The sequence below is a fragment of the Rickettsia honei RB genome (assembly GCF_000263055.1).
Classification (GTDB): Bacteria; Pseudomonadota; Alphaproteobacteria; order Rickettsiales; family Rickettsiaceae; genus Rickettsia; species Rickettsia rickettsii.
In genome coordinates this window covers 56,397-82,761 of record NZ_AJTT01000003.1, presented here as the reverse complement: position 1 = coordinate 82,761, position 26,365 = coordinate 56,397, and the positions used below count along the sequence as shown (strand labels likewise).

Below are 26,365 nucleotides of genomic sequence, written 5' to 3'. Positions count from 1 at the left end.
TTTAATCCTGTTTAAATAGTACATGTTTTAGCTTTGTAAAATCTTCAAGTACTTTTCCTGTTCCAAGTGCCACACAAGAGAGGGCATCATCTGCAACTATTACTGGCAATTTAGTGGCTTCACTAAGAACAAAATCAAGATTTCGTAATAATGAGCCGCCGCCTGTTAAAACAATTCCCTTATCAACTATATCTGAAGATAATTCAGGAGGTGTTGCTTCTAGTGCTACTTTTACCGCTTCAACAATTTGACTTACCGGTTCAATTAGACTATCAGCAATTTGTCTTTCGTTCAATATCATTTCTTTAGGAATACCGTAAATTAAATCACGTCCTTTAATTTCCATCTTTCTCGGCTCAGCATTTTCATCTACATAAGCCGTACCTATTTCTTGCTTTATCTTTTCGGCAGTAGCCTCACCTATCAATAGGTTATAGTGCCTTCTTATATATGAGATAATAGCTTCATCCATCTTATCACCGCCGACTCTTACCGACCTTGCATATACTATGCCCCCTAGTGACAAAACTGCAACTTCGGTAGTGCCTCCTCCAATATCCACAATCATCGAACCGGTTGCTTCCGTTACGGGTAGCCCTGCCCCGATCGCTGCCGCCATAGGTTCTTCAATTAAATAGACATCCCTACCCCCTGCACTTTCTGCTGCTTCTTGGATAGCACGACGCTCAACCGGCGTAGAACCGGAAGGCACACAAATAACAATTGTCGGCCCAAAAAAAGAGCGACGATTATGTACCATTCTAATAAAATACTTTATCATTTCCTCTGCACCCTTAAAATCGGCAATAACACCATCTTTTAAAGGTCTTTTTGCTTCAATATCCGTAGGAGTACGCCCAAGCATCATTTTTGCTTCATGACCATAAGCATAAGGCACAAAAGCACCATCTTTTTTTATTAACGCAATAACAGAAGGTTCCCTTAGAACAATTCCACAATTTTTTTGATAGACAATAGTATTTGCCGTACCAAGATCTATGGCCATACCGGAAGAAAACCCTTCCAAAAATTTCATTATCATTTTATTTTTTCTCTCTAAATTCTAAAAACACTTCTATAGAACTGCTAACAAAATAAACAGTCCCATAGTAAATAAAAATTTAATATAGACGAAGTTTAATTTGGAAAAGAGCGAGAAGCCTCGGAATTTTTGACCACAGCGTAGAATACTACGTGAGGATCAACAATGAGAAGCGACGATGCCAATTTTTCAAATTAAACTTCGTCTATATTAAATTTCTTTATAATGTAACATAATAAAGTTACTAATAAAAAATATTAGCATACTAGGTAATAAAATAGCAGCAATTAAAGACAAATTATTATAAGTAAGTATTTTTAATAATATTTCTGATAACGAATATGCTATAAAACCTGAAAATAAACCTAATAGCAGTATTTTTTCTTGGGAATTATCACGCTGTTTAAGACTAATAAAACAACTTGCTAAAATTACGGTTGCCATCATCATTATAGGCTTAAATAATTGCTTGTAATAATAAATTTGATAATTAATAGCCGGTAAACCTGAATTTAATAATTCATTAATTAATTTAGGTAAAGCCCAAATAGAAACCATTTCAGGACGAATAAATTTATTTACTAAACTATTAATTGATAAATTTGTCTGCATAGTTAAATTATTGTAAGCCTTAGTTTCCTCTTTTGTGAAAACCTTAACTCTATTTAAATGTAACATTTTATTTTCAATAATACCGTATAATGCATCAATTCTCTTTAAAAAAGAATTATTATGATCAACAAATAAAATTGTAATATTATTTAATTTTTTCTCGGCAACATTAATAAATTGTGTGTGGATAATTTGAGTTTCATCATTTAAAGATTCAAAAAATAATAAGCCTGATTTAGATATTATACCCTCACTCAAGGCTTTTTTAGTTAGTTTTGCTTCTAATAACTCATATTTTTGTAAGCCTATAGTACCGATAGGATTCAATATAGTCGTAAAAACTATACCTAACATTAAAGTTACAATACATGGAATAACAAGCACTTGCCAAATATGAATACCGCTAGATAACATAGCCGTTAATTCATTATTTTTTGTTAGATTTCTAAGAAAAAATAACATAGCGGTAAAACTAATTAATGAAGATACTTGACCTAGTAAATAAGGAATCTTATATAAGATAAGTCTCCAAAAAAAACTAAAAGGAACATAAATATTTTTGAATTTTTGTAAAAGATCAAAAACATTTGAGATAATTAATAGCCCGATTAAAAGAAATAATATAATAAAGAAACACTTAGAATATAATTTAGTAAGATACCAAGAAAGTGTTTTTAGATTAATCATTATAAATTCAGTGCTAATGCGAATTTAAATAAGAATTTGTGTGGTGGGGCTGGTAGGACTTGAACCTACGACCACACCGTTATGAGCGGCGTGCTCTAACCAACTGAGCTACAGCCCCTTTTCATTTGAAATTTATATAATTATTATGCAGTTAAGTCTAGTAAAATTTTTATATTTTTGAGGTATCGCCTAAAAAACAGGGCAATATGGTTCAGTGTTTTCGTCATTGTGAGGAATTACAAAGTAATTGACGAAGCAATCTCAAGAGTTGTTATTTCATGAGATTGCCACGCAGCCTATGGCTTGCAATGACGGTGTGGTATCCACGCATCAACGCTTTCGCAATAATAACATCAAGTTATAAATAAAAAAAGGCCGAGTAGTAAACTCGACCTTTTAGGATACTATAATTAGTAAATAATTTTAGTGGTGTACAACTGTTACAGCTCTACGATTATAAGCAAAAGCTTCTTCAGTATTACCCATCATAGCAGGTCTATCTTTACCATAAGAGATTGTATTTAATCTGTTATGATCGATTCCTTTATGAGCTAAGAATTTTTTCGCTGCTGCTGCTCTTCTTTCACCTAAACCTAAGTTATATTCTTTGGTACCTCTTTCATCGCAATGTCCTTCAACAGTAACTTTTACTTCAGGATGCTTTGATAACCAACAAGCTTGTCTCTCTAGTTCTTCTTTAGCCTTTGGTGATAAAGCAGAGCTATCAAAAGCAAACCATACTGCATTTCCTGCATGCTTCTCGAAATCTTTCATTAATGAAGTTTCTTCACTTTGGTTCATATTACCGTCAAATTGCGGTGCTCTTTTTGTTGTATTACACCCTGCAAGCACACATAATGCAAGAAAAGCTAATGTAATTTTTGTTTTCATAATTAAACTCCTTGAGATTATAATTTATTAATATTGAATTCATTTTAGCTAGTAATAAAACTAAACTAACCAAAAGCTATGTGAGTTAGTATATATCATTATTTTATTAGTTTAAAGGCTAAAATATTATAAAATGCAATTACTCATGTATAAATGTGGTAAAAATATCATTTAATACAAGTATATACTTTGGATAAATAGATAGATGCAGTTTAATGGGGAAAAGAGGAATCGATTTTGAAGCTTATAACCGCAGCGTATATATAATATGTGAGAATTATAAGCAAATAAGTAGTGTTGCCAATTTTTCAAATAGACATCTTCAGAAACTCGCTTATAGAGAGGAATTTGAAGGAGACACGGCACGCCGCAGCGTACATAGAGGTACGTGAGGATTCGAGTACAGGATCAACGTACAAATTACCTCTAGCAGTAGAGTTTCCGAAGATGTCTAATAAAACGAGTATATTCACCATCTAATGAATGCACTGCCCCAAGTAAGACCTGCACCGATAGCTGAAAATAGTAGAATATCACCTTTTTTTATTTTGCCTGATGCTTTGAGAGTACTCAAAGCAAGCGGAATAGAAGCAGCAGAGCAGTTAGCATGTTTGTCTACGGTTTTCACTACTTTATGCTCTTCTATATTTAATAGTTCAGCGAGTTTATTTATAATACGGATATTTGCTTGATGAGGTATAAAATAATTAATATCGCTTACACTGAATTGATTAGCATGCAGTAAATCTTTTATAGATTGTTGCATTTTTTCTATTGCATGACGAAATAATTTTTGCCCCTGCATAACTATTTTGCCACTAATACCGTTCATACTTACACCACCGTTTGTGTATAATATTTCATCATAATCAGCCCCGCTTGAGAAGATATTACTATCTATTAAACCGGAATCATCACTACTACGCTGTAATATTACGCTACCGGCCCCATCACCGAATAAAACGCAAGTAGTCCTATCATTCCAATCTAATAACGACGTCATTTTCTCGGCTCCTATAAGCAAAATAGTTTTATATTTATCTGATGAGATAAGAGAATTTGCTACTTGTAAACCATAAACAAAGCCGGCACATACTGCTTGTAAATCAAAAGACGGTATATTAGTTAAACCAAGATAACCTTGGAGCTTAGAGGCAACCGAAGGGAAGCTATTATCGGGAGTAGTAGTACATGTAATAATTAAATCAATATCATTTACCGATATCCCTGCATCTGCTATAGCTTTTTCAGCTGATTTTAAAGCAAGATGGGAAGTATATTCTGTATCACCTGCTATATGACGCTGCGTAATACCTGTTCTTGTTCTAATCCATTCATCGTTAGTATCTACGAATTTTGCAAGCTCGTCATTACTAACTATTTTTGAAGGAAGATACCCGCCGCAACCAATAATTTTACAGGTCATAAATCTTTTAGGCTACTTCTTCTTCTGTTTTAATTTTCTTTGTTACTACTAGACGATTATTATAAGTACCGTCGACTAAAGAAACGTGATGCGGAAGCTTATATTCACCGGTTTGCGAATCAACTATTACGTTAACTTTGCCAAGTGCTAAGTGCGAACGTCTCTTATTACGTCTTGATTTTGATGTTTTTTTCTTTGGAACTGCCATTATTAGCCTCTCTAAATATAAATTAAAAAGTATTTGTCAAATTAGTGAAGCAGTATATTATAATCTTGTAATAAAATCTAGATAAAATTAAACTTATGAAAATTTTTATAACATACATTTTTAGTATATTAGCCTTTTTTTCCTTAAGCGGCTGCAAAACTATCGAAAATAGAGGGCAATCTATAGATGATTCGGCACTTGTAAAATTAGAGTCTAAAAAACTAAATAAAACAGAAGTCGTAGAGTTAATAGGTACGCCTACTATAGTACCGGAATATTCCCAAAATACCTGGTATTATGTTGAAAGAGTTATGTCTCAAAGAGCTTGGCTCAATCCAAAAATTGAAAAGCAGAAGATAATAAAAATTACGTTTGATGCTAATAATTTTATGCAGGAAGTAGTAGTAATAGATGATTCTCATAGACAAGATATAGAAATAGTCCATGAATATACTAGGACATATGGAACGGAACTTAACGGACTACAAAAATTTGTTAAAAATTTAGGTAGATTCAATAAAACCACTGACGGAAATAAAAACAAAAGCAAAAATAAGAAAAAGAGATAAGTACCTTAATCATCATTGCAAGATGACTTATCTGTGTAGATACCTAATCGTCATTGCAAGCCATAGGCTGCGTGGCAATCTCATGAAATAACAACAAACTCCTGAGATTGCTTCGTCAATTACTTACGTAATTTCCTCGCAATGACGACTTGATACTCACGCAGGCGTAACACCAACACCCATAAAACAAAAAACTATCTAATATGATTTCGATATTTAGTAAATTAAAACAAAGTTTATCTAAAACTTCTAATAAAATATCGGAAGGTATCGACAAAATATTTTACAAGAAAAAATTAGATGCAGAAACTCTAGAAGAGCTAGAAGAGCTACTTATCTCAAGTGATATGAGTGTTTTGGTAGTAACTAATATTATTGAAGAGTTTAAAAAGGTAAAATTTGACAAAGAAATAGATAGTGATACAGTAAAAGAAGCCCTTGCTAAATTAATAGAGCAGCAGCTATCAAAATCAGAAATTCCTTTTACTTTAAGCGAAAATAAATTAAACGTAATTTTAGTTTGCGGTGTTAACGGAGCAGGTAAAACCACGACTATAGGTAAGCTTGCTGCAATGTACTCGGCACAAGGGAAAAAAGTAGCAGTTGCAGCCTGCGATACTTTTAGAGCAGCTGCCGTAAATCAGCTAAGTACTTGGGCAGATAGAGCAAATGCACTACTTATTACCGGTGAAGAATCGGCTGACCCCGCAAGTGTTGCTTATCGCGGGATGGAAGAATCGATAAAACAAAATATCGATATACTTTTTATCGATACAGCAGGTAGGCTTCATAATAAGAAAAATTTGATGGATGAACTGTCTAAGATTGTAAAAGTTATAAAAAAACTAGACGAGAATGCCCCCACTCATAGCGTTTTAGTCATTGATGCTATTACCGGACAAAATACCTATAACCAAGTAGAACATTTTAATGATACTACTAATTTGACGGGGCTTATCGTGACTAAACTAGACGGCAGTGCTAAAGCGGGCGTAATTGTCGGAGTAGTACAAAAATTTAATTTACCCTTATACTTTATCGGTATAGGCGAGAAGATAGAGGACTTAAAAATATTCAACCAACATGATTTTGCTAGAAATCTAGTGGGGTTGTGAGGTTTTGCTACGTCATTGCCCGCACGAATATTGAGTCATCATTGCGAGTAACCGTAGGCTGCACGGTAATCTCATGAAGTAATAATAAACTCCTGAGATTGCTTAGTCAATTACTTACGTAATTTCCTCGCAATGACGATCTAATTAAAAATAAAATCATAAAATGACTCAAAAAAATACCTTATTGCTCATAGACGGATACGGATTTGTTTTTAGAGCCTATTATGCACAACAGCCTTTAACTTCACCAAAAGGCGAACCTGTCGGTGCTCTTTACGGTTTTACTTCAATGCTGCTAAAATTACTGAGCGACTTTAAGCCTAAACATGTCGCTGTAGTATTTGACAGCGGCGGGAAAAATTTTCGCCATCAGATTTATCCCGACTATAAAGCTAACCGCCCTCCACCCCCTGAAGATTTAATTGTACAATTACCTTTAGTTCGTGATGTTGCAAGTAACTTAAATTTTCCTATTCTAGAGAAGAACGGCTATGAAGCCGATGACATTATCGCAACCTTTGCTACTAAAACTGCTGCACTTGGCGAACATGTAGTCATTATCTCTTCCGATAAAGATTTATTACAGCTAATGACTGAAAACATCAAGATATATGATCCGTTAAAAGGGAAATATATTACGGAGGATGATGTGGTTAAAAAATTTGGCACTACTTCTGATAAATTACGTGAAGTAATGGCTTTAATCGGCGATAGATCGGATAATATTCCGGGTGTGCCATCTATTGGACCAAAAACTGCAAGTAGTCTTATAACACAATTTGGTTCTGTAGAAAATATATTTAACTCTTTAGACCAAGTCTCAAGCGTAAAACAACGTGAAACTTTACAAAATTCAAGAGAAGCGGCGTTAATTTCATGGCAGTTAATAGGGCTTAATTCTAATGTTGATTTAGATTTTCAGCTAAATAATTTAGAATGGTCACCTCCAAATAGCGATAAATTAACAGGATTTTTACAGGAATACGGTTTTAGATCTTTATATAAAAGAGTAGAAAATTTATTGGATATTAAAATTAACGACCACAAAGAGATAGCAGATAATAAAGTAACGGAAATAAAAGAAATTAATAATGCTAATGAGTTAACAGACTTTGCTAAAGAAGCCACGAAAATAGGAATATTCGGGATATATTTATTACAGCATAAAGGAGCTAATCTTGCTTTTATTTTATCACTACAAAACCAAAGCTATATTATTAAAATTTCAAACACTTCTCATGATCTATTTTCTTATAATACTAAAACTAATCACAACTGGTTTTCGGATATAATCTTCAATTTACTAACCGATAAATCCATAAAAAAAATTACTTACTCTCTTAAATCTCTACTGAAATTTTATGCAAACCAATCTCATGACATTACGGCTATAGAAGATTTAGAATTAATGCAGTATTCGTTATCTGCCGGTTTATCACAGAAAAATTTATTTAAAGAAGTTTTGAAAGAAACTTGGATAGAAAATATAATTATCGAATCAGCAAAAATAGTAATAAACTTTATCGCACTTTATAAGCAAACTATATGGGAACTTAAAGACAACAAAACCTTTAGACTTTATAGCAACATTGATTTACCTATTTGTTTTATTTTAGATAAAATGGAGAAAGTGGGTATTACAGTAGATGCTAATTACCTAAAACAATTATCCGCTGAATTTGGAACGGAAATTCTAAAACTTGAAGAAGAAATTTTTGCTCTTAGCGGAACTAAATTTAATATTGGTTCGCCAAAACAATTAGGCGAAATCTTGTTCGAAAAAATGCAATTACCTTTCGGTAAAGCTTCAGCTAAAGCAAGCTCTTACTCAACGGGAGCGGAAATACTAGAAAAACTTAGTGAGCATGGATATAATATTGCAGATTTGTTATTAAGATGGAGGCAACTAACAAAATTAAAGAATACCTACACCGATAGTTTGCCGAAACAGATAGATAATATAACACATAGAGTACATACGACATTTTTACAAACTTCTACCACTACAGGAAGACTTAGCTCACAGGAACCTAATCTACAAAATGTACCTATTCGCTCTAGTGAGGGGAATCAAATCAGACAAGCTTTTATTGCTGAAGAAGGTTATAAATTAATATCTGCCGATTATTCTCAAATTGAGCTTAGAATATTAAGCCATATCGCAAATATAGATGCACTAAAACAAGCATTTATCAATAAAGACGATATCCATACTCAAACTGCTTGTCAGATCTTTAACTTACAAAAACACGAACTAACTAGCGAACATAGGCGTAAAGCAAAAGCTATAAATTTTGGTATCATTTACGGTATAAGTGCTTTTGGGCTTGCTAAGCAATTAAACGTTACTAACGGCGAAGCATCCGAATATATCAAGAAATATTTTGCTGAATATAAAGGAGTGCAAGAATATATGGAGCAAACAAAAGCTTTTGCAAGTAGCAACGGCTATGTCACAAATTGCTTTGGCAGAAAATGTTTTGTACCTCTAATTCATGATAAAAAGCTTAAACAATTTGCAGAACGTGCGGCTATTAATGCTCCGATTCAAGGAACTAATGCCGATATAATTAAAATTGCTATGATCAATCTAGATCAAGAAATAGAAAAACGTAAACTTAAAACAAGATTAGTACTGCAAATTCATGATGAATTACTATTTGAAGCACCGATTGATGAAGTAGAAATTATAACACCTATTATTAAAAAAATCATGGAAAATTCTACTAATATGGATGTACCGATTATAACCGAAATTAGAGCAGGTAATAACTGGATGGAAATTCATTGAAGGTGTATCATTCCTAGCTAAAGGCGGCGTTATTGCATGACTTGCTGTCATTCCCGCAAAAGCGGGAATCCAGAAAAATAACTTCAACATATAATACAGCATACATATTTGATAAAATAAGCATATATTAATATAACATTTAAAGAATTTTAAAAGGAGCGTAATGTATGAAAAATTTTATATTTACGTCTGAGTCAGTTTCTGAAGGGCATCCGGACAAAATTGCCGATCAAATTTCAGATACGGTACTTGATGAGATTCTAAAACAAGACCCTAACGGTCGTGTTGCCTGTGAAACATTTGTAACAACCGGTCTAGTTCTAGTGAGCGGCCTAGTACCTATGTGGATATTGAGCAAATAGTACGTAGCAAGATACAAGAAATCGGCTATAATAATCCAAATTATGGATTTGACGGTAGCTGTTGTGTCGTAATTTCAGCTATCATTAACAATCACCCGATATAGCTATGGGTGTTGACAATGCAAATGACGATGAAATAGGTGCAGGAGACCAAGGTATGGTTTTCGGTTATGCCTGTAATGAAACGGATAGTTTCATGCCCGCACCGATTTACTACGCTCATTTATTAATGAAAAGGCAAGTATATTTACGTAAACAAAATATCTTGTCTTGGTTTAGACCCGATGCAAAATCTCAAGTCACGTTACGATATGAAAATAACAAACCAATTGCCATTGATACAGTAGTTTTATCAACTCAGAATCATCCGGAAATACAACAAAAAGACCTTATTGAAGCAGTAATGGAAGAAATTATTAAACAGGCATTACCAAGCAATTTACTTCATAAAGACACTAAATACCTAATTAATCCGACGGGTCGGTTTTGTTATAGGCGGTCCCGTTGCAGATTGCGGTTTAACCTTTAGGGAAATTATCGTGGACAGCTATGGAGGAATGGCAAAACACGGCGGCGGTTGCTTTTCTGGAAAAAATCCAACAAAAATAGATAGATCGGCTGCTTACATGGCACGCTATATTGCTAAGAATATAGTAGGAGCAGGACTTGCAGATCGCTGTGAAATACAAATATCCTACGCAATAGGCATAGCTGCTCCCGTATTTGTTTATGCTGAAACTTGCGGTACTAGCACATTAAGCAACGAACAAATTACTACGCTCATAACACAGCATTTTGATATGCGTCCAGGAAGAATTATTAAACATCTTAAGCTTTGCACTCCATGTTATCAAAAAACGGCTTCTTACGGTCATTTCGGCCGAGAAGACGCAAATTTTACATGGGAACAATTAGATAAAGTAGATATATTGAGGTGAGTAATTATTGACATTTATTCGTAATACATGATTATTTTGATCCCTGCTTAATAGTTGAAAATATGGTTGAGAATGTGAATAATGATAGAAAGTTCGGTAACTTAGAAAATTATGATAATCAACTTACAAATACTGCTCTAAACAAGAATAACCAAAATAAGCTGAAAGAACATTATGAAAATATCACTCAAGCCTTAAATAACATACGGAAATATGAGTATGAAGCAAAAACAACTCAGTACTGCGAAATGCTTGACGATGCCCGTACCTATGATAAATCCACAAAAGATTATAATTTAGGCTCAGTTCATTTTATAACGGCTAAGCGTATAAAGCTTTAAATCCTGACGAAAATACAGGTAAAAAATTAGACCATTTTATGGATGGCTTAGATGAGATTTATAAGCAATCCTTTTTACGTAAATTAACTAGCTCAACTGAATTACCACCAGCAGAACAGTTAAAAAAATTTTTAGAAAAAACTACAGATGAAATATATGATAAACTGCAAAAAACCGGAGAAGCATATTTATTATATTCTAATGCTCCTTACTAATACAGGATTACATGCAAATGTTATAAAATATTCTAAAGAAAACAGAAAAAATTATCGTATATATATAATGCCAGTGCTGGGGTAAGAGCAGATAATTCAAAACTAAATCAAACACCAAAAGATCAATTAATACAGGAGTATTAGAAGATAAAAAATAAGAAGTTAAAACCGATAATACATTCAATAAAAATTCAGAACCTAAAAAACAAACTATCAAAAATAAATTTTATAAGTATTTAACGAGAAAATTGGGATTAACATCCATAAGTAATTATTTTAAAGAATTAATTAAAGACCCAAATCTTGAGCAAAATATCAATTTAGAAAAAGAAGCAAAGTTAATAGCAGACAAACATCGACTAACAAAATATATGGAACTTAGCGATAATAAAAATAATAATGCAGTATTTAGCGGTAAAAAAACATCAAAGAATATTACTCAATTATATCAATTATAGATTCATTTGACTGTCAATTCAGGTATTGCCTATAAAAAAAGTTGACTCAAGGTTTCGATGTCATTCCTGTGAGGCATTGGCTTTGTTGCATGGCTCGGTTTTTTCGTCATTGCGAGGAAAATTACGAAGTAATTGTACGTCCGCAATCTCAAGTTTGTTATTATTTCATGAGATTGCCACGCAGCCTATGGCTGCTCACAATGACGACCCGATATCCACACAACAATGCCTTGCGGGAATGACAGTGGAAAACCGAACCACTCAACAACTACGCTATTTACTATATCCTTTTAAAATCTCAAAATCTTGCCCTTGGAGCAAGAATTTTTCAGGTAATGTAATTTTTGCTACAAAATTCTTTACATCTGCGCTTTGTAAATAGATTGTAGCTTTAGCATTACTCTGATCTTCATTATTTATACGAGCTGCAAGCAAGGTTACTATCTGCCGTAATTCTTCATGATTTTGTGGATAAAACTGTAGTTCAAATTGTTTATTATTAATTGCATCCTCAATTGATGAAAAGCTTTTTGCCGTTAGTTTTATTCCTCCCTCATCTTTAACTATGTCACAATTAACAACTACCAAACTTTTAACATCAAGTAAATGTACATAATCTTTTAAAACTTCCTCACTAAAAATACTAAGTTCAAAGATATTCTCAGGATCGGAAAGCACGAGCGTCACAAACCTACCTCTTGCCGACATACGAGAATCCTTTTTTTGTATTACACCGGCAAGATTTACTCGGTTAGTACCATCAGGTAAGTTATTATGCAAATCCGCAGTATTTAAAATATTTAAACGACTAAATATTTCTTGATATTCCGTAAGAGGATGATTAGAGATAAATAAACCCATAGCCTCAAATTCATAAAAGGCTAAAGTATTTTTATCGGCATAATCGCTTGATACTAAAATAGTTGGACTTAAACTAGAAACTTTAATTAAGCTAAATTGATTAGATTCCTGCTCTTCGTGATATGCAGTTGAATAAGAAAGCAATTTTGGAATGCTTGACAATAATTGCAATCGATTATCATGCAGCTCATCAAAACAGCCTGACTTGATTAAATTTTCCAATAATTTACTGTTAATAGATTTTGGGGGTAATCTTTCAATAAAATCAGTAATTGATTTAAACGCCCCTCTTGCTTTTCGCTCATCCGTTACTAACTTACCGAAATTCGTCGTAACTCCCTTAATAGCACCTAAGGCGAAGATTATTGCACCCGCGATGTCATACCGTGGCTTGACCACGGTATCTTTTGAAATTTCCTGGATACCACGATCAAGTCGCGGTATGACAGGCTTTACGCTATGCGGGATGACAGTGTCCGAAAACTTTACACTAAAATACCCTTCAGAAATATTAATATTAGGTGCAATAATTTTTATGCCGTTATCTTTTGCTTCTTGTAAAAATAAATTAATTTTATCGTGATTATTCAATTCAAGATTTAAGCATGCTACTAAAAATTCAGCAGGATAATTAGCTTTAAGATATGCAGTTTGGTATGAAATAACACCGTAAGACGCAGCATGTGCCTTATTAAAACCGTATCCGGCAAATTTAGCCACGGTCGCAAAAATGGATTTAGCTTGAGATTCCGAAATATTATTAGCAATTGCTCCTTTAACAAAAATTTCTTCCTGCTCCTCCATTTCTTTTTTTATCTTCTTACCCATTGCTCTCCGAAGTAAATCGGCAGCTCCTAGCGTATAACCTGCAAGAACCTGAGCAATTCTTTGTACCTGCTCCTGATATATCACCACTCCGTAAGTTTCTTCTAAGATTGGTTTCAATAGCTCATGTAAATAATCAGGCTGTTGTAATTTATGCTTACAAGCTATATAGGTAGGAATATTTTCCATAGGACCAGGACGGTATAACGCACCAAGAGCTATCAAATCATGTATAGAATCAGGTTTAAGGCGTCTAAGTGCATCTTTCATCCCGATACTTTCAAATTGGAAAACGCCGACTCCTTTACCTTTACACAACATTTGATAAGTCTTATTATCATCAAACGTTATATTGTTAAAATCTACTTCTATCCCTTGCTCTTTAAGCAGTTTCTTACAATCGGTAATAACAGTTAGGGTTTGTAGCCCTAAAAAATCAAATTTAATTAAACCGGCAATCTCGGAATATTTCATAGAATAACCAACTACCAGCATATCGGAGTTAGCATCTTTATATACCGGTACTATATCGACTAAATCAGTACCTGCTATTACGATTCCTGCAGCATGAGTTGAGGAATGCCTATGCAGCCCCTCAAGAATTAACGAAGTATCAATCACTAACTTAATTAACTCCGCTTCACCGTCTAAATTATACAGCCCATTACCTTTAGCGGCATTTGCAAGCTCCGGAACTTCACGCATTGCCTGTTCTAAACTAACTGGATTAACTGCACTAAAAGGGACAAGCTCCGTTAGATAATCAGCGAATTTATAAGGTAAGCTAAGCACACGAGCAACATCCTTAATTACAGCCTTTGCCTGCATCTTACCGAAAGTTATAATCTGTCCTACTCTATTATTACCGTATTTGGAACGTACGTAATTAATTACTTCCTCACGCCTTTCCTGACAAAAATCAATATCAAAATCAGGCATTGAAATACGTTCAGGATTTAAAAATCTTTCAAATAATAAGCCAAATTTAATCGGATCGAGATCAGTAATAAGCAAGCTCCAAGCAACAACCGAGCCTGCTCCCGATCCTCTACCCGGTCCGACTAAAATACCCTCTTTTTTACTCCATTTAATAAAATCAGATACAATCAAAAAATAACCGGCAAAATTCATATTACAGATAATATCCAGCTCATAATTAAGACGAGCAAAATATTCGGTTTTCAATGCTTCTTGATTCTCTAACGAAATATTTTCAGATTTAAACTTTGTAGCAAGCCTTGCAAGCAACCCTTCTTTTGCATCTTTTTTAATTAAATCCGTTTCACTAATATCTTTGGTGGCAAAATTAGGCAGCATCGGCGGGTTTGCATGTGCGGCAAAATAACAACGCTCTCTTAAATTCACGGTATTTTGGATGGCACTAGGTAAATCGGAAAAAAGTTCTATCATCTCATGCGGTGATCTAAAATAACAATTTTCGCTAACTGTTTTTCGATCCAGATATTCTTTAGTAACACCGGCTGATATACATAACAATACATCATGTGCATCATGCATGCTTTTCTCACTAAACAAAACTTTATTAGTAGCAACAAGCGGAATAGCAAGCTCGGCAGCAATTCTAATATAACTATCCTCAATAAACTGTTCTTCCGGTAGCTCATGTCTCATAATCTCAAAGTAAAAACGATCTCCTAAAATTTCCTGTAATTTACGTGCAAACAGCATCGCTTGCTCCTCGTTGCGAGCTAGCAAGCATTTTCCGACAATACCGTCGGTATAACAGCATAATCCTATTAATCCTTCTTGATATTCGATTAAATCTTCAAAAGCAATGTGATCGCATATCTTACGATCATTTTTAGTAAAAGTAAGACTTGATAATTTGAGTAAATTTTTATAACCAGTTTCATCTTTAGCGATAAGCAAAATTTGAGCAAAAATATCTATATCGTATTTTATATTTAGAATAACTCCGTGTATCGGCTGCAGTCCTTTTTTTACTGCACATAATGCAAACTCTAATGAGCCGAATAAATTTCCCTTATCTGCCAAACAAATAGCAGGCATTTTATTCGATGAAGCAAGTTCTACTACCTTCTCAATCGTTAATGCACTTTCTAGAAAAGAATAAGAGCTTTGAGTTCTTAAATGAATAAATTCAGGTTGCATTTTAAATTAATGTTAAAGTTTATTGTCTTACTGTATGACTCCTTATGTCATTCCCGTAGACTTTTTATGTTATTCCCGCGTAGGCGGGAATCCAGTACTTTAAAACTTTTTAAAAGCTCGATTTATCTCGCTTTACCCTGGATTCCCGCCTACGCGGGAATAACATCGGAAGCCTTAACGACAAGACTAAATTTTACTTCCGACTGCATAATATCTAAAACCGATTTTTTTCATTGCTTCATTATCTAGTATATTTCTAAGATCAATGATTATCGGCGATTTTACTAAATCATAAATTTCTTGCCAATTAAGTTCTTTAAATTCTGACCATTCAGTTGCAATAACTATAATATCTACTGATTTACAGGCGTCAACTGCTGAATCTAAATATAGCAAATTTTTATGTTCCAAATTCTTTTTAGCATTTTCAAGACCGATAGGATCAAATGCTTTAACATATACATCTTTATTTAATAAGATCTTTACAATTGCGATGGCAGGGCTTGCTCTTACATCATCTGTTCCTGCTTTATATGTTAAGCCTAAAATTGCTATATTTTTACCTTTTAAATCTCCGTCTAACAAAGTAGCTATTTTATCTACCATATTACTTGGACGCTGCTTATTACTTTTAATTACTGCCTTAAGAATCCTACAATCTATATGATGATTTTCTACAAGATTATTTAATGCTAGAATATCTTTTGGAAAGCACGAACCGCCAAAACCAGGTCCTGCATTTAAAAAATTTTGACCGATTCTTTGGTCAAGTCCTACACCTTTAGATAAATCTTTAATATTACCTCCGATTTTTTCACATAAATCAGCCATCTCATTAATAAAAGCAATTTTGGTAGCTAAGAAACTATTTGAAGCATATTTAATAAGTTCGCTCGTCACTAAATCGGTAACCACAAACTTTGCACCTTGTAAAGGTGCATAAATTTTTCGCAATATTTCCTCTGATTCTTTATTATTTACACCGATAACTATACGATCAGGATATAAAAAATCTTCTACCGCACTACCCTCTCTTAAAAACTCAGGATTAGAAGCAACATTAAATGAAAAGCCTCTTGATTTTAAATAAGCTATAATATTACTGCAACTACCCGGCGGAACGGTAGATTTTATGACTATTAAACAATCTTTATTTATATGCTTGAAAACTTTATCAATAGCATCATAAACATATTTTAAATCCGCTTCTCCCAACCCTTTTGAAGGTGTACCGACCGTAATAAATATTGCATCAGCATTTTGAAGTTCATTATTATAAATATTTGTAAATTTTAACCTATCAGATTCTAAAGCTTGCTTAAGATACTCATCAAGTTTAGCTTCATAAATCGGTAATATTTGCTTATTTAATTTGGATATTTTAACCTCATCATTATCAAGACAAGTAACATTATGACCTAAATAGCTCATAATAATACCTGAGACTAATCCCACATATCCGCTACCGATAAATGTAATATTCATAATTTTTTGTGATTTTTATATTAAATTTTTAAATTATACGTTATATTCCAAGTGTATACCTCAAATAAATGAAGAGTAGTATAGTATAGACGAAGCTCAATTTCAAAAAGTGCAAGGAGTCCACAAGACGAGGAACAGAGCGTATACTTAATACGTGAGTACCGGAGTACTTGTAGGATGACGTAGCCAATTTTTGCAGTTCTATCCGAGTATATAAAGCTTTTATCATATTTCAATAGATTTACAAGCTCAAATGAATTTTATTAAAAAAACCTTTATTAGTATTTTTATAATTCTGATTTCATTATCTTTGGCTATAACTCTAACTGTTTATAGTGCAAATAAAGGACACTTAAATGAACCTTTGAAAAAAATAATTGAATTTTATTTAAGTAAAAATGATATAAAGGCTGTACTACATAATTTAGAATTTAAAGAAAACCGATTATCCATAGATAAAATTTCCTTAAGTCTTATAGATAATGCTAGAGGAGAAATTAACGATTTTAATCTTTTCTTTAATTTCAAAAATTTCTTCTCTAATTCGTTAATAGAGGCTAATTTTAATATCGATAAAATTTCCGTAATTTCAAATAACGATGAAGAGATTATAAATACTTCAACGACCGGTGATTATTCGTTAAATATAATTAAAAAAGATTCCCTAACCGACATACGACTAACTTCAATAAAAAGTGATATCCTAACTGATGAGCAAGGAGCAGACTTACCTCTAGGAAATGCTTTATGCTCATATAAAACCACCTATTCTAAAGATAATCCAAAGACTGTTAATTGCAAACTCACCTTTGGGAACAAAGCTTTTTTATCACTAAGCGGTATAATAACCGATAAAAATATCGATGCAAGTGCAGCTGCCGCAAATATGCCTTTAATAATTTATCAAACAGTCGAAAAAATCATTCCGGATAATCCTATAATCTCATACTTACGAGAACATATAAAACAAGGTTACATCCAAAACGGAGAATTAAATATTAAATTAGATAAAAAATTTTTAAAAAAAATATTTTAATAGAAGATAATTTAAAAGCAAATTTACATATCTCGAATTTTGAATATAAATATCATACAGATTTACCACCTTTGACTAAAGTTGATACTAATATAATCATTTCAGGACCGGAAATAAAATTTCTAATTAATGAAGCATATAGCGGTAAAAGTGTCGTTTCAAACGGTATTATGACTTTCAAATGGGAAGGACTGGATAAATCACAATTTGTTTTTAATGCTACTGCTAAAGGTGAAATTAATGACTTAATTGCCTTTGTCCCAAATGATGCATATCAAAATATTAAAGCCCAAAATATTGATCTTAAAAAAATCAAAGGAACGGCAAATTCAATAATAGAGCTAATAATTCCTATTAGCCCCAATATCCCTAATAGCTATAATGTTTTGTCGACATTAACAAATATCTCTTTTAACACCTTAGACAATAATATCCTATTACAAAACGGTGAAGCCAAAGGTAGTTTTAAAGATAATAAACTAAATATTAGCGGTAAAGGTAACATTAATAATTATGCAAGCAGCTTTACTTATGATCATGATATATCGGATAAAAATAATGAGTGTTTACTTAAAATAAAAAGCAATATTGCGGCAAATAATCAAAGATTTGGAGTATTTAAATTAATTTCAGGCAGCACCGTTTTAAATTTTGAGTATAAAAAACAGCATAATAATGAGAGTTTTATTACCGTTAATTCTAATCTTAATAATTTAGAATTTTATATAGATAAAGTATCTATTCATAAAAAATTATATAAAAAAGCCAATTTATATTTATATACTAAATTAACTGATAAAAATTTCGATAGAAATATTGTATTTAACATTTCAGGGCAGGATAATCTAAAAATTAACGGTAATGCCTTAATTAAGAAAAATATTTATAATATTAATCTAGCCTCTGTTAAACATAATCATACGGATTTAAAAGGAAACATAATCATAGATAACCATAATCTTAATACGGCACTTTATGGAAACAGATTAGATTTATCAAATGCTAGTATGATGCAGTTTTTAGAAAAAGCGGGAGATTCTACACGTAATATTAATTTAAAAACTAATATATCAAAAATACTTTTAAAGAATAATATAATTCTAGGTAATCTTGATTTAGCAATTAAATGTGATAAAGTGCGGTGTTTCTCCGGTTTTCTAAATGCTAATATTGATAATAAAAAAGTTAAGATGTCGCTTACTGCTAAGGAAACTTTTGAACAATGGTTCATTGAATCCGATAATGCCGGAGCATTGCTTAAGGGACTTGGAATGTATACCACTATGCAAAACGGTCAAATTAACATCAACTTAAATACAAAAAGATATGAAGTAAAAAAAGGTGAAATAGTGCCAATATTAGACGGCAAATTTTCTATAAAACATTTTACGGTAGTCGATACTCCTTTTTTAACACGGCTTGTTTCCTTTGTTTCGTTGCCGGGTTTTCTTAGTTCAATAACTAATAATAAAAATATTTTATTTGAAGATATGAGCGGTAAATTTAATTATAGAGGAAATATAATTACAATTTTTGATACGGAAGCACATGGACCGTTCTTTGATTTTACTATGACAGGTAATATTGATACCAAGCAGCAATTAATTATGGTTAAAGGAAATGTTATTCCTTCCTTTTTCTTAATCAGCACTATTGTAACTAAAATACCGGTAGTCGGTAAAATATTTTCCAAAGTCGCTCCTTACTCCCTAAAAATGAAATATTAAGTAACTATTTAAAGCTATTAGATTTCGTGTACAAAATTTTTAATCATTCCTTTATGTCATTCCTGCGAGGCATTATTGCGTGTGTACCTAATCGTCATTGCGAGCGACTGAAAGCATTGTTGCATGGCTCAAAAAACGTGTTCGGTGTTATACCATGGCTTGACCACGGTATCCAGAAAACCACTAAAAATACTAACAATATTAGTATTTTTAACTGGGTCCTGCTACACACTTGCAGGATGACAGAAGTGGAAGCAAGCCATGCAACAAAGCCACAACTGCAAGGAGCGTGGTGGCAACCCAGAAATAATAATAGAATATTCTGTAAATCAGAGTTTTTTAGTGGATTGCTTCGTCGCAACTTACAGTTTTTCCTCACAATGACGTTGAAGATCAATTCACGCAAGAATGACATAAATAACCATACATATTTAATCGGTATTTTACTTTTAGGCTTAATTTCCGGTCTTACGTTCAATTTAATTTTTTTTACAGTTCCATATCAATTATCCGAAGCAAAATACACCACTGATATAATAGGTTCGATATCACTAGCTGCCTTTCCGTATTGCTTAAAGGTCATATGGTCACCTTTTATAGATAAATACTCTATACCTTTTTTATGTTCTAAATTCGGTCACAGGCGTGGCTGGGCATTGGTATCACAAATATTTTTAATCCTAGCGATGACGGGGTTCTTAAACATAAGCCCTTGTAATAACTTATATATTACTGCAATTATCTTATTTATTATTTCATCCTGCAGTTCTACACAAGATATTGTACTTGATGCATATAGAATTGAGAGACCTACATCTAAAGAAGAGCTTTCAATGGCTTTTACCTTTAGTAGCATAGGGTTTCGTTTAGGTATGTTACTTGGCAGCGTCGGTACTTTATATTCATCAATTATTTTCGGCTGGAATACAGTATATAAATCGGCTCTATTCATTACTCTAATTGGACCTATAGTAATTTTATGTATCAAAGAACCACAATCAAAAGAAATACACCATACAACTACTCATTTAATAGGATTACAACAATATTTTGAAGTTATTAAAAAAAGTATTATCTCCTTAAAAAATGAACAGCAATATTTACTGTTAATTATATTGTTTATCTTTTTATATAAGGCTGCGGATTCTATACCTATGGCTATGAGTTCACCTTTATTGCTCGATTTAAGTTTTACTACTCATGAAATTGCCGTTATTTACAAAGCTTACGGGTTACTAATCATGATCGTCGGAGGAGCTTTAAGCGGCGTTTTAGCTGCAAAAATGGGTATATTTCATAGTGTCTTAATTGGTGGAGTTATTCAATTATTGTCACCTCTTATGTTTATGATTCTTGCTACTATCGGCTATGATATAAAGACATTTATAATAACTGTTACAGTACAAAATTTTTGTGCAGGCTTTGCAGGAACTATTATCTCTATCTATTTTGCTAGCCTTTGCAATAGTGAATTTGTTGCCACACAATATTCTATTATTGCATCTTTTAGCTCGCTTAGCCGTATTATTCTAGCTAGCCTTGGCGGTATTTGTGCAAAATATCTTACTTGGCCTGTATTCTTTTTAGGTAATACTCTGTTTAGCATGTTATTTATCCCGATATTTTATAAAATATATAGAAAGAAACTAGGCTTTGTGAATATTTCTAAAAAGATATGACAATTATTAAAAAAAGTTTATAATATTGATATATATTTCTGCGAAATGAAGAGTCAGAATTTTTATGAAACTATATAGTTTTCAAGAACATTTATTAGAATTAAAAATAAGGCTTCTTAGAATATTTACTGCTTTTATAATTATATTTGCTATTTGCTATTATTTTAGCGACAATATTTATAGTGTTTTATTAAAACCGCTTACTAAGCTAAGCGGTGATACGGTACGAAATATAATTTATACAGGGCTTACAGAAGCATTTTTTACCTATATTAAACTTGCAGCTTTTACTGCTTTTACTATTATTATACCTATAATTGCTTTGGAGTGTTATTTATTTATCAGTCCCGGGTTACACCGCCATGAAAAAAAATTATCGCTTTTATTCTTTTTATGTCGCCTATTTTATTTTGGTGCGGTAGTATTTTTGTTTTTTACTTTGTAATGCCGAAAGCTTGGAATTTTTTTCTTAGTTTTGAAAAACGTGATATGATCGTACCGATAGTTTTGGAAGCAAGAATTAGCGAGTATCTAAATTTAGTTATTCATTTAATTATTGCTTTTGGAGTCGCCTTTCAGCTGCCAGTTGTGATAATGATATTAAATATACTAAAAATAGTTAAGGTACAAACACTTAAGCAAAAAAGATGCATTGCCGTGGTAATTAACTTTATTATTGCAGGAATATTAACGCCTCCTGACATTTTAAGCCAGTTTGCTCTTGCAATACCGCTACTTTTATTATATGAAACTTCAATAATGATATGTAATTTTATAGAAAAACTGAGGACACTAAATGTTAAATATCAAATGGATTAGAGAAAATAAAGAATTGTTCGATGAAAAGCTTAGCCAAAGATTTATTGAACCTATGTCTAGTAAAATTGCTATGCTCGACGGAGAGAAAAGAAAAATTACGAGTTTAATTCAAGAATTTCAGCATGCACGTAAGGTAAAATCAAAGATTTTAGGTAATATGGCCTCTAAAAGCGGCGAAGAATTTGAAGGGTTACAAAGAGATGTCAAACATATAAATGAGAAGTTGGAAGCACTTGAACAGGATCTAAATAATAATAACGAATTAAATGAACTATTAAATATGTTTCCTAATATTCCGGACGAAGAAGTACCTTACGGAATGGATGAAAGTATGAATAAATTAGTTCGTACTTACGGAGAGACAAATCCAAATGCTTTGAATAAACAGCATTTTGAACTAGGTATAAAATTAAATTTAATGGATTTTGAACAAACTGCTAAAATTTCTGGAACTAGATTTGTAACGTTAAAAGGTGATTTAGCAAAGCTAGAACGTGCTTTAATTAATTTTATGATTGATGTTCATACTAAAGAGTGGGATTTCTTTGAGATATCACCTCCGGTATTAGTTCGAGATAATGCTATGTATAATGCAGGACAACTACCTAAATTTGCCGAAGAGTCTTTTGCAACAACCAATGGTTACAGACTAATTCCAACCGCAGAAGTATCTTTAGTAAATATGGTCGCCGATACTATTATACCAAGAGAAAAATTACCGATACGTTATGTTGCTTACACCCCGTGCTTTAGATCAGAAGCAGGTAGTAGCGGTAGAGATACAAGAGGTATGATTAGATTACATCAGTTCGGTAAAGTTGAGCTAGTATCTATTACTACCCCTGAAGAATCAACAAATGAGCATGAATATATAACTAATGCATCAGAGACTATTTTACAAAAACTGAATCTTCCTTATCGTGTTATGTTACTTTGCACTGGAGATATGGGATTTGCGGCAAAAAAAACCTATGATATAGAAGTATGGCTTCCGGGACAAAAGCAATATCGCGAAATTGCTAGCTGTTCTAATTGTGGAGATTTTCAAGCACGTAGAATGAAAGCAAGATATAAAGAATTCGGCAGTAACGAAACTACCTTAGTTCATACTTTAAATGCTTCAGGATTACCTATCGGAAGAACTATGGTTGCAATACTTGAAAATTATCAGAATGAAGATGGATCAATAACTATACCGGATGTCTTGATAAATTACATGGGAGGATTACAAAAAATCATTGCCTATAGTGAATAATTGTTTATTAAATATAAAGTTTCTAGTTGTTGTTAAATTGGCTTTGTTGCATGACTCTTATGTCATTCCCGCTTTCGCGGGAATGACATCGAGTAGAAACCTACAGCTGCTCGCAATGACGCCTCTAGCATCCACGCAGGCAAAGTTCATTAGTATATACTCCTGTGAAATGAAGAGTTATTATACGAAGTTCAACTTGGAAAAGAGCAAGGAGTCTGTAAGCCGAAGGGCGGAGCGTATACTTACACGTGAGCATCCGAGGACTTACAAAGACGACGTAGCCAATTTTTCAAGTTGAACGAGTATACAAAACGATAATTTAAATTCAGGTTATTTGTGTTTAGTGGTTTACGAAAATTTGACAAAGATATATATAATTATAATGCTCCTAATTTTATACCTATAGCATGTCATTATAATGAAAATACTTTACTTACCAAAGACGGTAAATTACTACAAATTATCAAAATACACGGCATTACTTCAGAGAAAATAAGTGATAACATACAAAATTTACGTGAAATGGTTAGAGTTTCTATAAAAAAGAATATAACCGATTATGATTTTGCTTTTTGGCTACATACAATACGAGAAAAACAAAACTTAGACGATTCAACTCCTTACAAAAAATTATTACCGGCAAATATTCATACCTTATGGCAAAGAAAAAACCATTGGAATGATAAATTCGTTAATACTTTATATATATCTATAGTACATGATTCTGCTAAAGTTAACATCACAAATTTTAACTCTTTAATAAATTCTTTATCTAATAAATTAATTACTGATTTTGAAAATAACTACTTAGATTCAGCTTTTCAAAAATTAGACAATATCACTAATAATATTTTAAATGATTTAAACGAATTCGGTGCTGAAAAACTCGGTATAATATTTGAAAATGATAATGTTTTTTCTAATCCTTTATTTTTATATAATCGCATAGCTAACCTTAATAATAATGATTGTTTGGTACCTATAATAGATTTATCCGATGCAATAGGTAGAAGTATTTATACAATTAGCAGCGATAAAATGGTAGTTACGGATCATGAGAAAAATAATAAATTCGTTTCTTTACTATCTATAAAAGAATATCATGAAACTCCTTCTAATACACTGGATAAATTTTTACAGTTACCGATTGAATTAATAATAACTGAAATATTTTACTTTATTAGCAAAAAACAAGTAATATCCAAATTGCGTGGTCAAGATTATATTCTAAAAATTACTAACGACTCAACTTTACTTAATCACAAAGGGATTAATAAGCTTGATGCAGCTAATTTAGATTTTCAATTTTGTAATCAGCAAATTTCAATTGCCGTTATAGAAGAAGATGAAAATAAACTAGATGCAGCCGTAGCTAAAGCATCAACCGAACTTTTTAAACTTGGTATTATTCATGTAAAAGAAGATATTAATATTGAGCAAATATTTTGGTCGCAATTACCTGCTAACTTTGCCTTTATACGTAGAATGTCGCCATTATCCGTAGAGCATATTGCTTCTCTTACCGCTCTTCATAATACTACACTCGGTAATCAATATAATCCTTGGGGTAAGGCTATAACTTTACTGCGAACCGAGAAAGGTACTCCATATTTCATGAATTTTCATGATAAAACGAATAAAGGTAATACTTGCATCTTTGGTACGGGAAAAACCGGTAAAACCGTATTATTGAACTTTTTAATATCAGAATCGACTAAATACGATCCAACAATAATTTATATCTCTAATAATAATGATTCTAAAATTTTTATCGAGGCAATAGAAGGCAAATGGTTAGAACCGGACAAACAAATTATCAATCCATTTTTAGTAGATGATACAGAAAAATCACAAGCATTCATTTTAGAATTTTTAAAATTAATCAGTGGTCATTATATTTCACCTCTTAGCGAAATAGAGATATCCTTTCTAGAGAAATTAAAAAATAAAATTTTATCAATTGAAAAAGAAAAACGTATTTTTTCCGATATTTTAAAATTAGAAGATTTTAAGGAGGAAGGAGGAATACAAATACTTGATAAACTTAAAGTTTTTACCGAAGAACAATTATATTCCGGATTATTTGACGGATCGTCTCTTAACATTGAAGAAGGGAAAGTTATAGGGTTTAATTTATATAAACTTTCTGATGAGCCGTTTTCTAAACAATTTTACCCGACGGAGAGAAAATTTTTAGAACAATTTAATAATAATTTAAAGAAACACCAAAGTATTAGTGCAGCAGTAATTTATGCTTTTACTTATCATTTAAGTCTAGTTGGCACAAAACCTAAAATATTTGCTGCCGATAATTTTGATAAACTTTACAGACCTGAGATTTATTATGATAATATAAATTTAATCTATAATAATTTGTCTCAAAATAACGGTATTTTCGTCAGTAATTTCAATTTTATTTATCTTAAGTCATATCCAAAATATACTATAAAACCTTGGCTTGATTTAATTAATACTAAAATTATTCTACCGTCTGACGTTAAAATAGAAGATTTAGATAAAATTTTAGGTTTAAGCGAGCCGGAAATACGAAAATTATCACAGCTAATACTTTCTGCAAGAATGTTCTTAATTAGTAAGGATAATGAATCGATAGCTTCTGAATTAAGTATTGCCGCTTTAATAGGAGTTGTCCGTATTTTATCAAGCAGACAGGAGGAAATGGATATTTATAAAAAAATACTTGAACAACACCAAGGTCCTCCGGATAATTGGGTTAATTACCTATATAATGAGTTAAATACGGACTAATATTTCACTCTATCATCCCGTGATTTATTATGGGATCCAAAAAAAATTAAAAAGGACTGGATCCCGCTACAAGCTCGTGGGATGACAATAATTTATTATGAACTATAAAAGAGCATAAAGA

Annotated in this window: 18 protein-coding genes, 1 tRNA gene and 4 pseudogenes; 15 read left to right on the top strand and 8 right to left on the bottom strand. The window is 32.3% G+C overall.

Annotation, left to right across the window (positions count from 1 at the left end):
- Position 1: 1 nt before the first annotated feature.
- The 4 genes from WSW_RS0103795 to pal form a co-directional block, all read right to left on the bottom strand.
- Positions 2-1,042, bottom strand: a complete 1,041-nt coding sequence (locus tag WSW_RS0103795; RefSeq protein WP_010977764.1) for a rod shape-determining protein — start codon at positions 1,040-1,042, stop codon at positions 2-4.
- Between the two features lie 210 nt (positions 1,043-1,252).
- Entirely contained in the window at positions 1,253-2,341 is a 1,089-nt protein-coding gene (locus tag WSW_RS0103790) for an LptF/LptG family permease (RefSeq protein WP_016917137.1), read from the bottom strand.
- Between the two features lie 41 nt (positions 2,342-2,382).
- Positions 2,383-2,459, bottom strand: a tRNA-Ile gene (locus WSW_RS0103785).
- Between the two features lie 305 nt (positions 2,460-2,764).
- A complete protein-coding gene (pal, locus tag WSW_RS0103780; RefSeq protein WP_010977766.1) occupies positions 2,765-3,232 on the bottom strand; it encodes a peptidoglycan-associated lipoprotein Pal in 468 nt (155 codons plus the stop codon).
- A 215-nt stretch (positions 3,233-3,447) separates the two neighbouring features.
- Here pal and WSW_RS1000000109360 point away from each other — a divergent pair.
- Positions 3,448-3,712, top strand: a pseudogene (locus tag WSW_RS1000000109360) (palindromic element RPE1 domain-containing protein).
- Here the strand turns inward: WSW_RS1000000109360 and WSW_RS0103770 are convergent.
- Positions 3,702-4,658 carry a beta-ketoacyl-ACP synthase III gene (locus WSW_RS0103770; RefSeq protein WP_016917136.1) on the bottom strand — a complete coding sequence of 319 codons (957 nt, stop codon included), beginning with the start codon at positions 4,656-4,658 and terminating at the stop codon, positions 3,702-3,704. The pseudogene WSW_RS1000000109360 and the gene WSW_RS0103770 overlap by 11 nt on opposite strands.
- A gap of 7 nt (positions 4,659-4,665) precedes the next feature.
- Positions 4,666-4,866: a 50S ribosomal protein L32 gene (gene rpmF, locus WSW_RS0103765; RefSeq protein ID WP_016917135.1), complete on the bottom strand. Its 201-nt coding sequence runs from the start codon at positions 4,864-4,866 to the stop codon at positions 4,666-4,668.
- A gap of 95 nt (positions 4,867-4,961) precedes the next feature.
- On the opposite strand from rpmF, the gene bamE reads away from it, so the two are divergent.
- The 7 genes and pseudogenes from bamE (at position 4,962) to WSW_RS0103720 (ending at position 11,655) form a co-directional block, all read left to right on the top strand.
- Positions 4,962-5,435 (top strand): outer membrane protein assembly factor BamE domain-containing protein, encoded by a 474-nt coding sequence (gene bamE, locus WSW_RS0103760; RefSeq protein WP_016917134.1) that lies wholly within the window; start codon positions 4,962-4,964, stop codon positions 5,433-5,435.
- 203 nt (positions 5,436-5,638) lie between these two features.
- A complete protein-coding gene (gene ftsY, locus WSW_RS0103755; RefSeq protein ID WP_016917133.1) occupies positions 5,639-6,550 on the top strand; it encodes a signal recognition particle-docking protein FtsY in 912 nt (303 codons plus the stop codon).
- A 163-nt stretch (positions 6,551-6,713) separates the two neighbouring features.
- Entirely contained in the window at positions 6,714-9,341 is a 2,628-nt protein-coding gene (gene polA / locus WSW_RS0103750) for a DNA polymerase I (RefSeq protein ID WP_016917132.1), read from the top strand.
- Between the two features lie 167 nt (positions 9,342-9,508).
- Positions 9,509-10,641: pseudogene (gene metK, locus WSW_RS1000000111600) on the top strand (methionine adenosyltransferase).
- A 62-nt stretch (positions 10,642-10,703) separates the two neighbouring features.
- The gene (locus tag WSW_RS0103730; RefSeq protein WP_016917130.1) at positions 10,704-10,982 is read left to right on the top strand and encodes a hypothetical protein; all 279 of its coding nucleotides are present in this window, start codon (positions 10,704-10,706) and stop codon (positions 10,980-10,982) included.
- A 38-nt stretch (positions 10,983-11,020) separates the two neighbouring features.
- Positions 11,021-11,282: pseudogene (locus WSW_RS1000000109355) on the top strand (hypothetical protein).
- Between the two features lie 163 nt (positions 11,283-11,445).
- Positions 11,446-11,655 (top strand): hypothetical protein, encoded by a 210-nt coding sequence (locus WSW_RS0103720; RefSeq protein ID WP_016917128.1) that lies wholly within the window; start codon positions 11,446-11,448, stop codon positions 11,653-11,655.
- A 273-nt stretch (positions 11,656-11,928) separates the two neighbouring features.
- On the opposite strand, the gene dnaE is transcribed toward WSW_RS0103720, so the two are convergent.
- On the bottom strand, positions 11,929-15,474 hold the full coding sequence (dnaE, locus tag WSW_RS0103715; protein WP_016917127.1) for a DNA polymerase III subunit alpha: 3,546 nt from the start codon (positions 15,472-15,474) through the stop codon (positions 11,929-11,931).
- A 186-nt stretch (positions 15,475-15,660) separates the two neighbouring features.
- On the bottom strand, positions 15,661-16,959 hold the full coding sequence (locus WSW_RS0103710) for a UDP-glucose dehydrogenase family protein (RefSeq protein WP_016917126.1): 1,299 nt from the start codon (positions 16,957-16,959) through the stop codon (positions 15,661-15,663).
- 253 nt (positions 16,960-17,212) lie between these two features.
- Between WSW_RS0103710 and WSW_RS1000000109350 the strand changes: the two are divergent.
- The 7 genes and pseudogenes from WSW_RS1000000109350 (at position 17,213) to WSW_RS0103685 (ending at position 26,244) form a co-directional block, all read left to right on the top strand.
- Positions 17,213-19,722 (top strand): annotated as a pseudogene (locus WSW_RS1000000109350) (transporter AmpG 3).
- Positions 19,723-19,748: 26 nt separating this feature from the next.
- Positions 19,749-21,401, top strand: coding sequence for an MFS transporter (locus WSW_RS0103700; protein ID WP_238528494.1), 1,653 nt, complete (start codon positions 19,749-19,751; stop codon positions 21,399-21,401).
- A 64-nt stretch (positions 21,402-21,465) separates the two neighbouring features.
- A complete protein-coding gene (locus WSW_RS1000000113000; protein WP_238528493.1) occupies positions 21,466-21,846 on the top strand; it encodes a twin-arginine translocase subunit TatC in 381 nt (126 codons plus the stop codon).
- Complete coding sequence (gene tatC, locus WSW_RS1000000112995; RefSeq protein ID WP_238528492.1) at positions 21,795-22,220, top strand: twin-arginine translocase subunit TatC; 426 nt, start codon at positions 21,795-21,797, stop codon at positions 22,218-22,220. The genes WSW_RS1000000113000 and tatC overlap by 52 nt, the downstream gene beginning before the upstream one ends.
- On the top strand, positions 22,198-23,475 hold the full coding sequence (serS, locus tag WSW_RS0103690) for a serine--tRNA ligase (protein ID WP_014273802.1): 1,278 nt from the start codon (positions 22,198-22,200) through the stop codon (positions 23,473-23,475). The genes tatC and serS overlap by 23 nt, the downstream gene beginning before the upstream one ends.
- A 37-nt stretch (positions 23,476-23,512) precedes the next feature.
- Positions 23,513-23,773 (top strand): palindromic element RPE5 domain-containing protein, encoded by a 261-nt coding sequence (locus WSW_RS1000000113910; RefSeq protein ID WP_083832938.1) that lies wholly within the window; start codon positions 23,513-23,515, stop codon positions 23,771-23,773.
- A 38-nt stretch (positions 23,774-23,811) separates the two neighbouring features.
- Positions 23,812-26,244: a VirB4 family type IV secretion/conjugal transfer ATPase gene (locus WSW_RS0103685; RefSeq protein ID WP_016917124.1), complete on the top strand. Its 2,433-nt coding sequence runs from the start codon at positions 23,812-23,814 to the stop codon at positions 26,242-26,244.
- Positions 26,245-26,365: the final 121 nt, after the last annotated feature.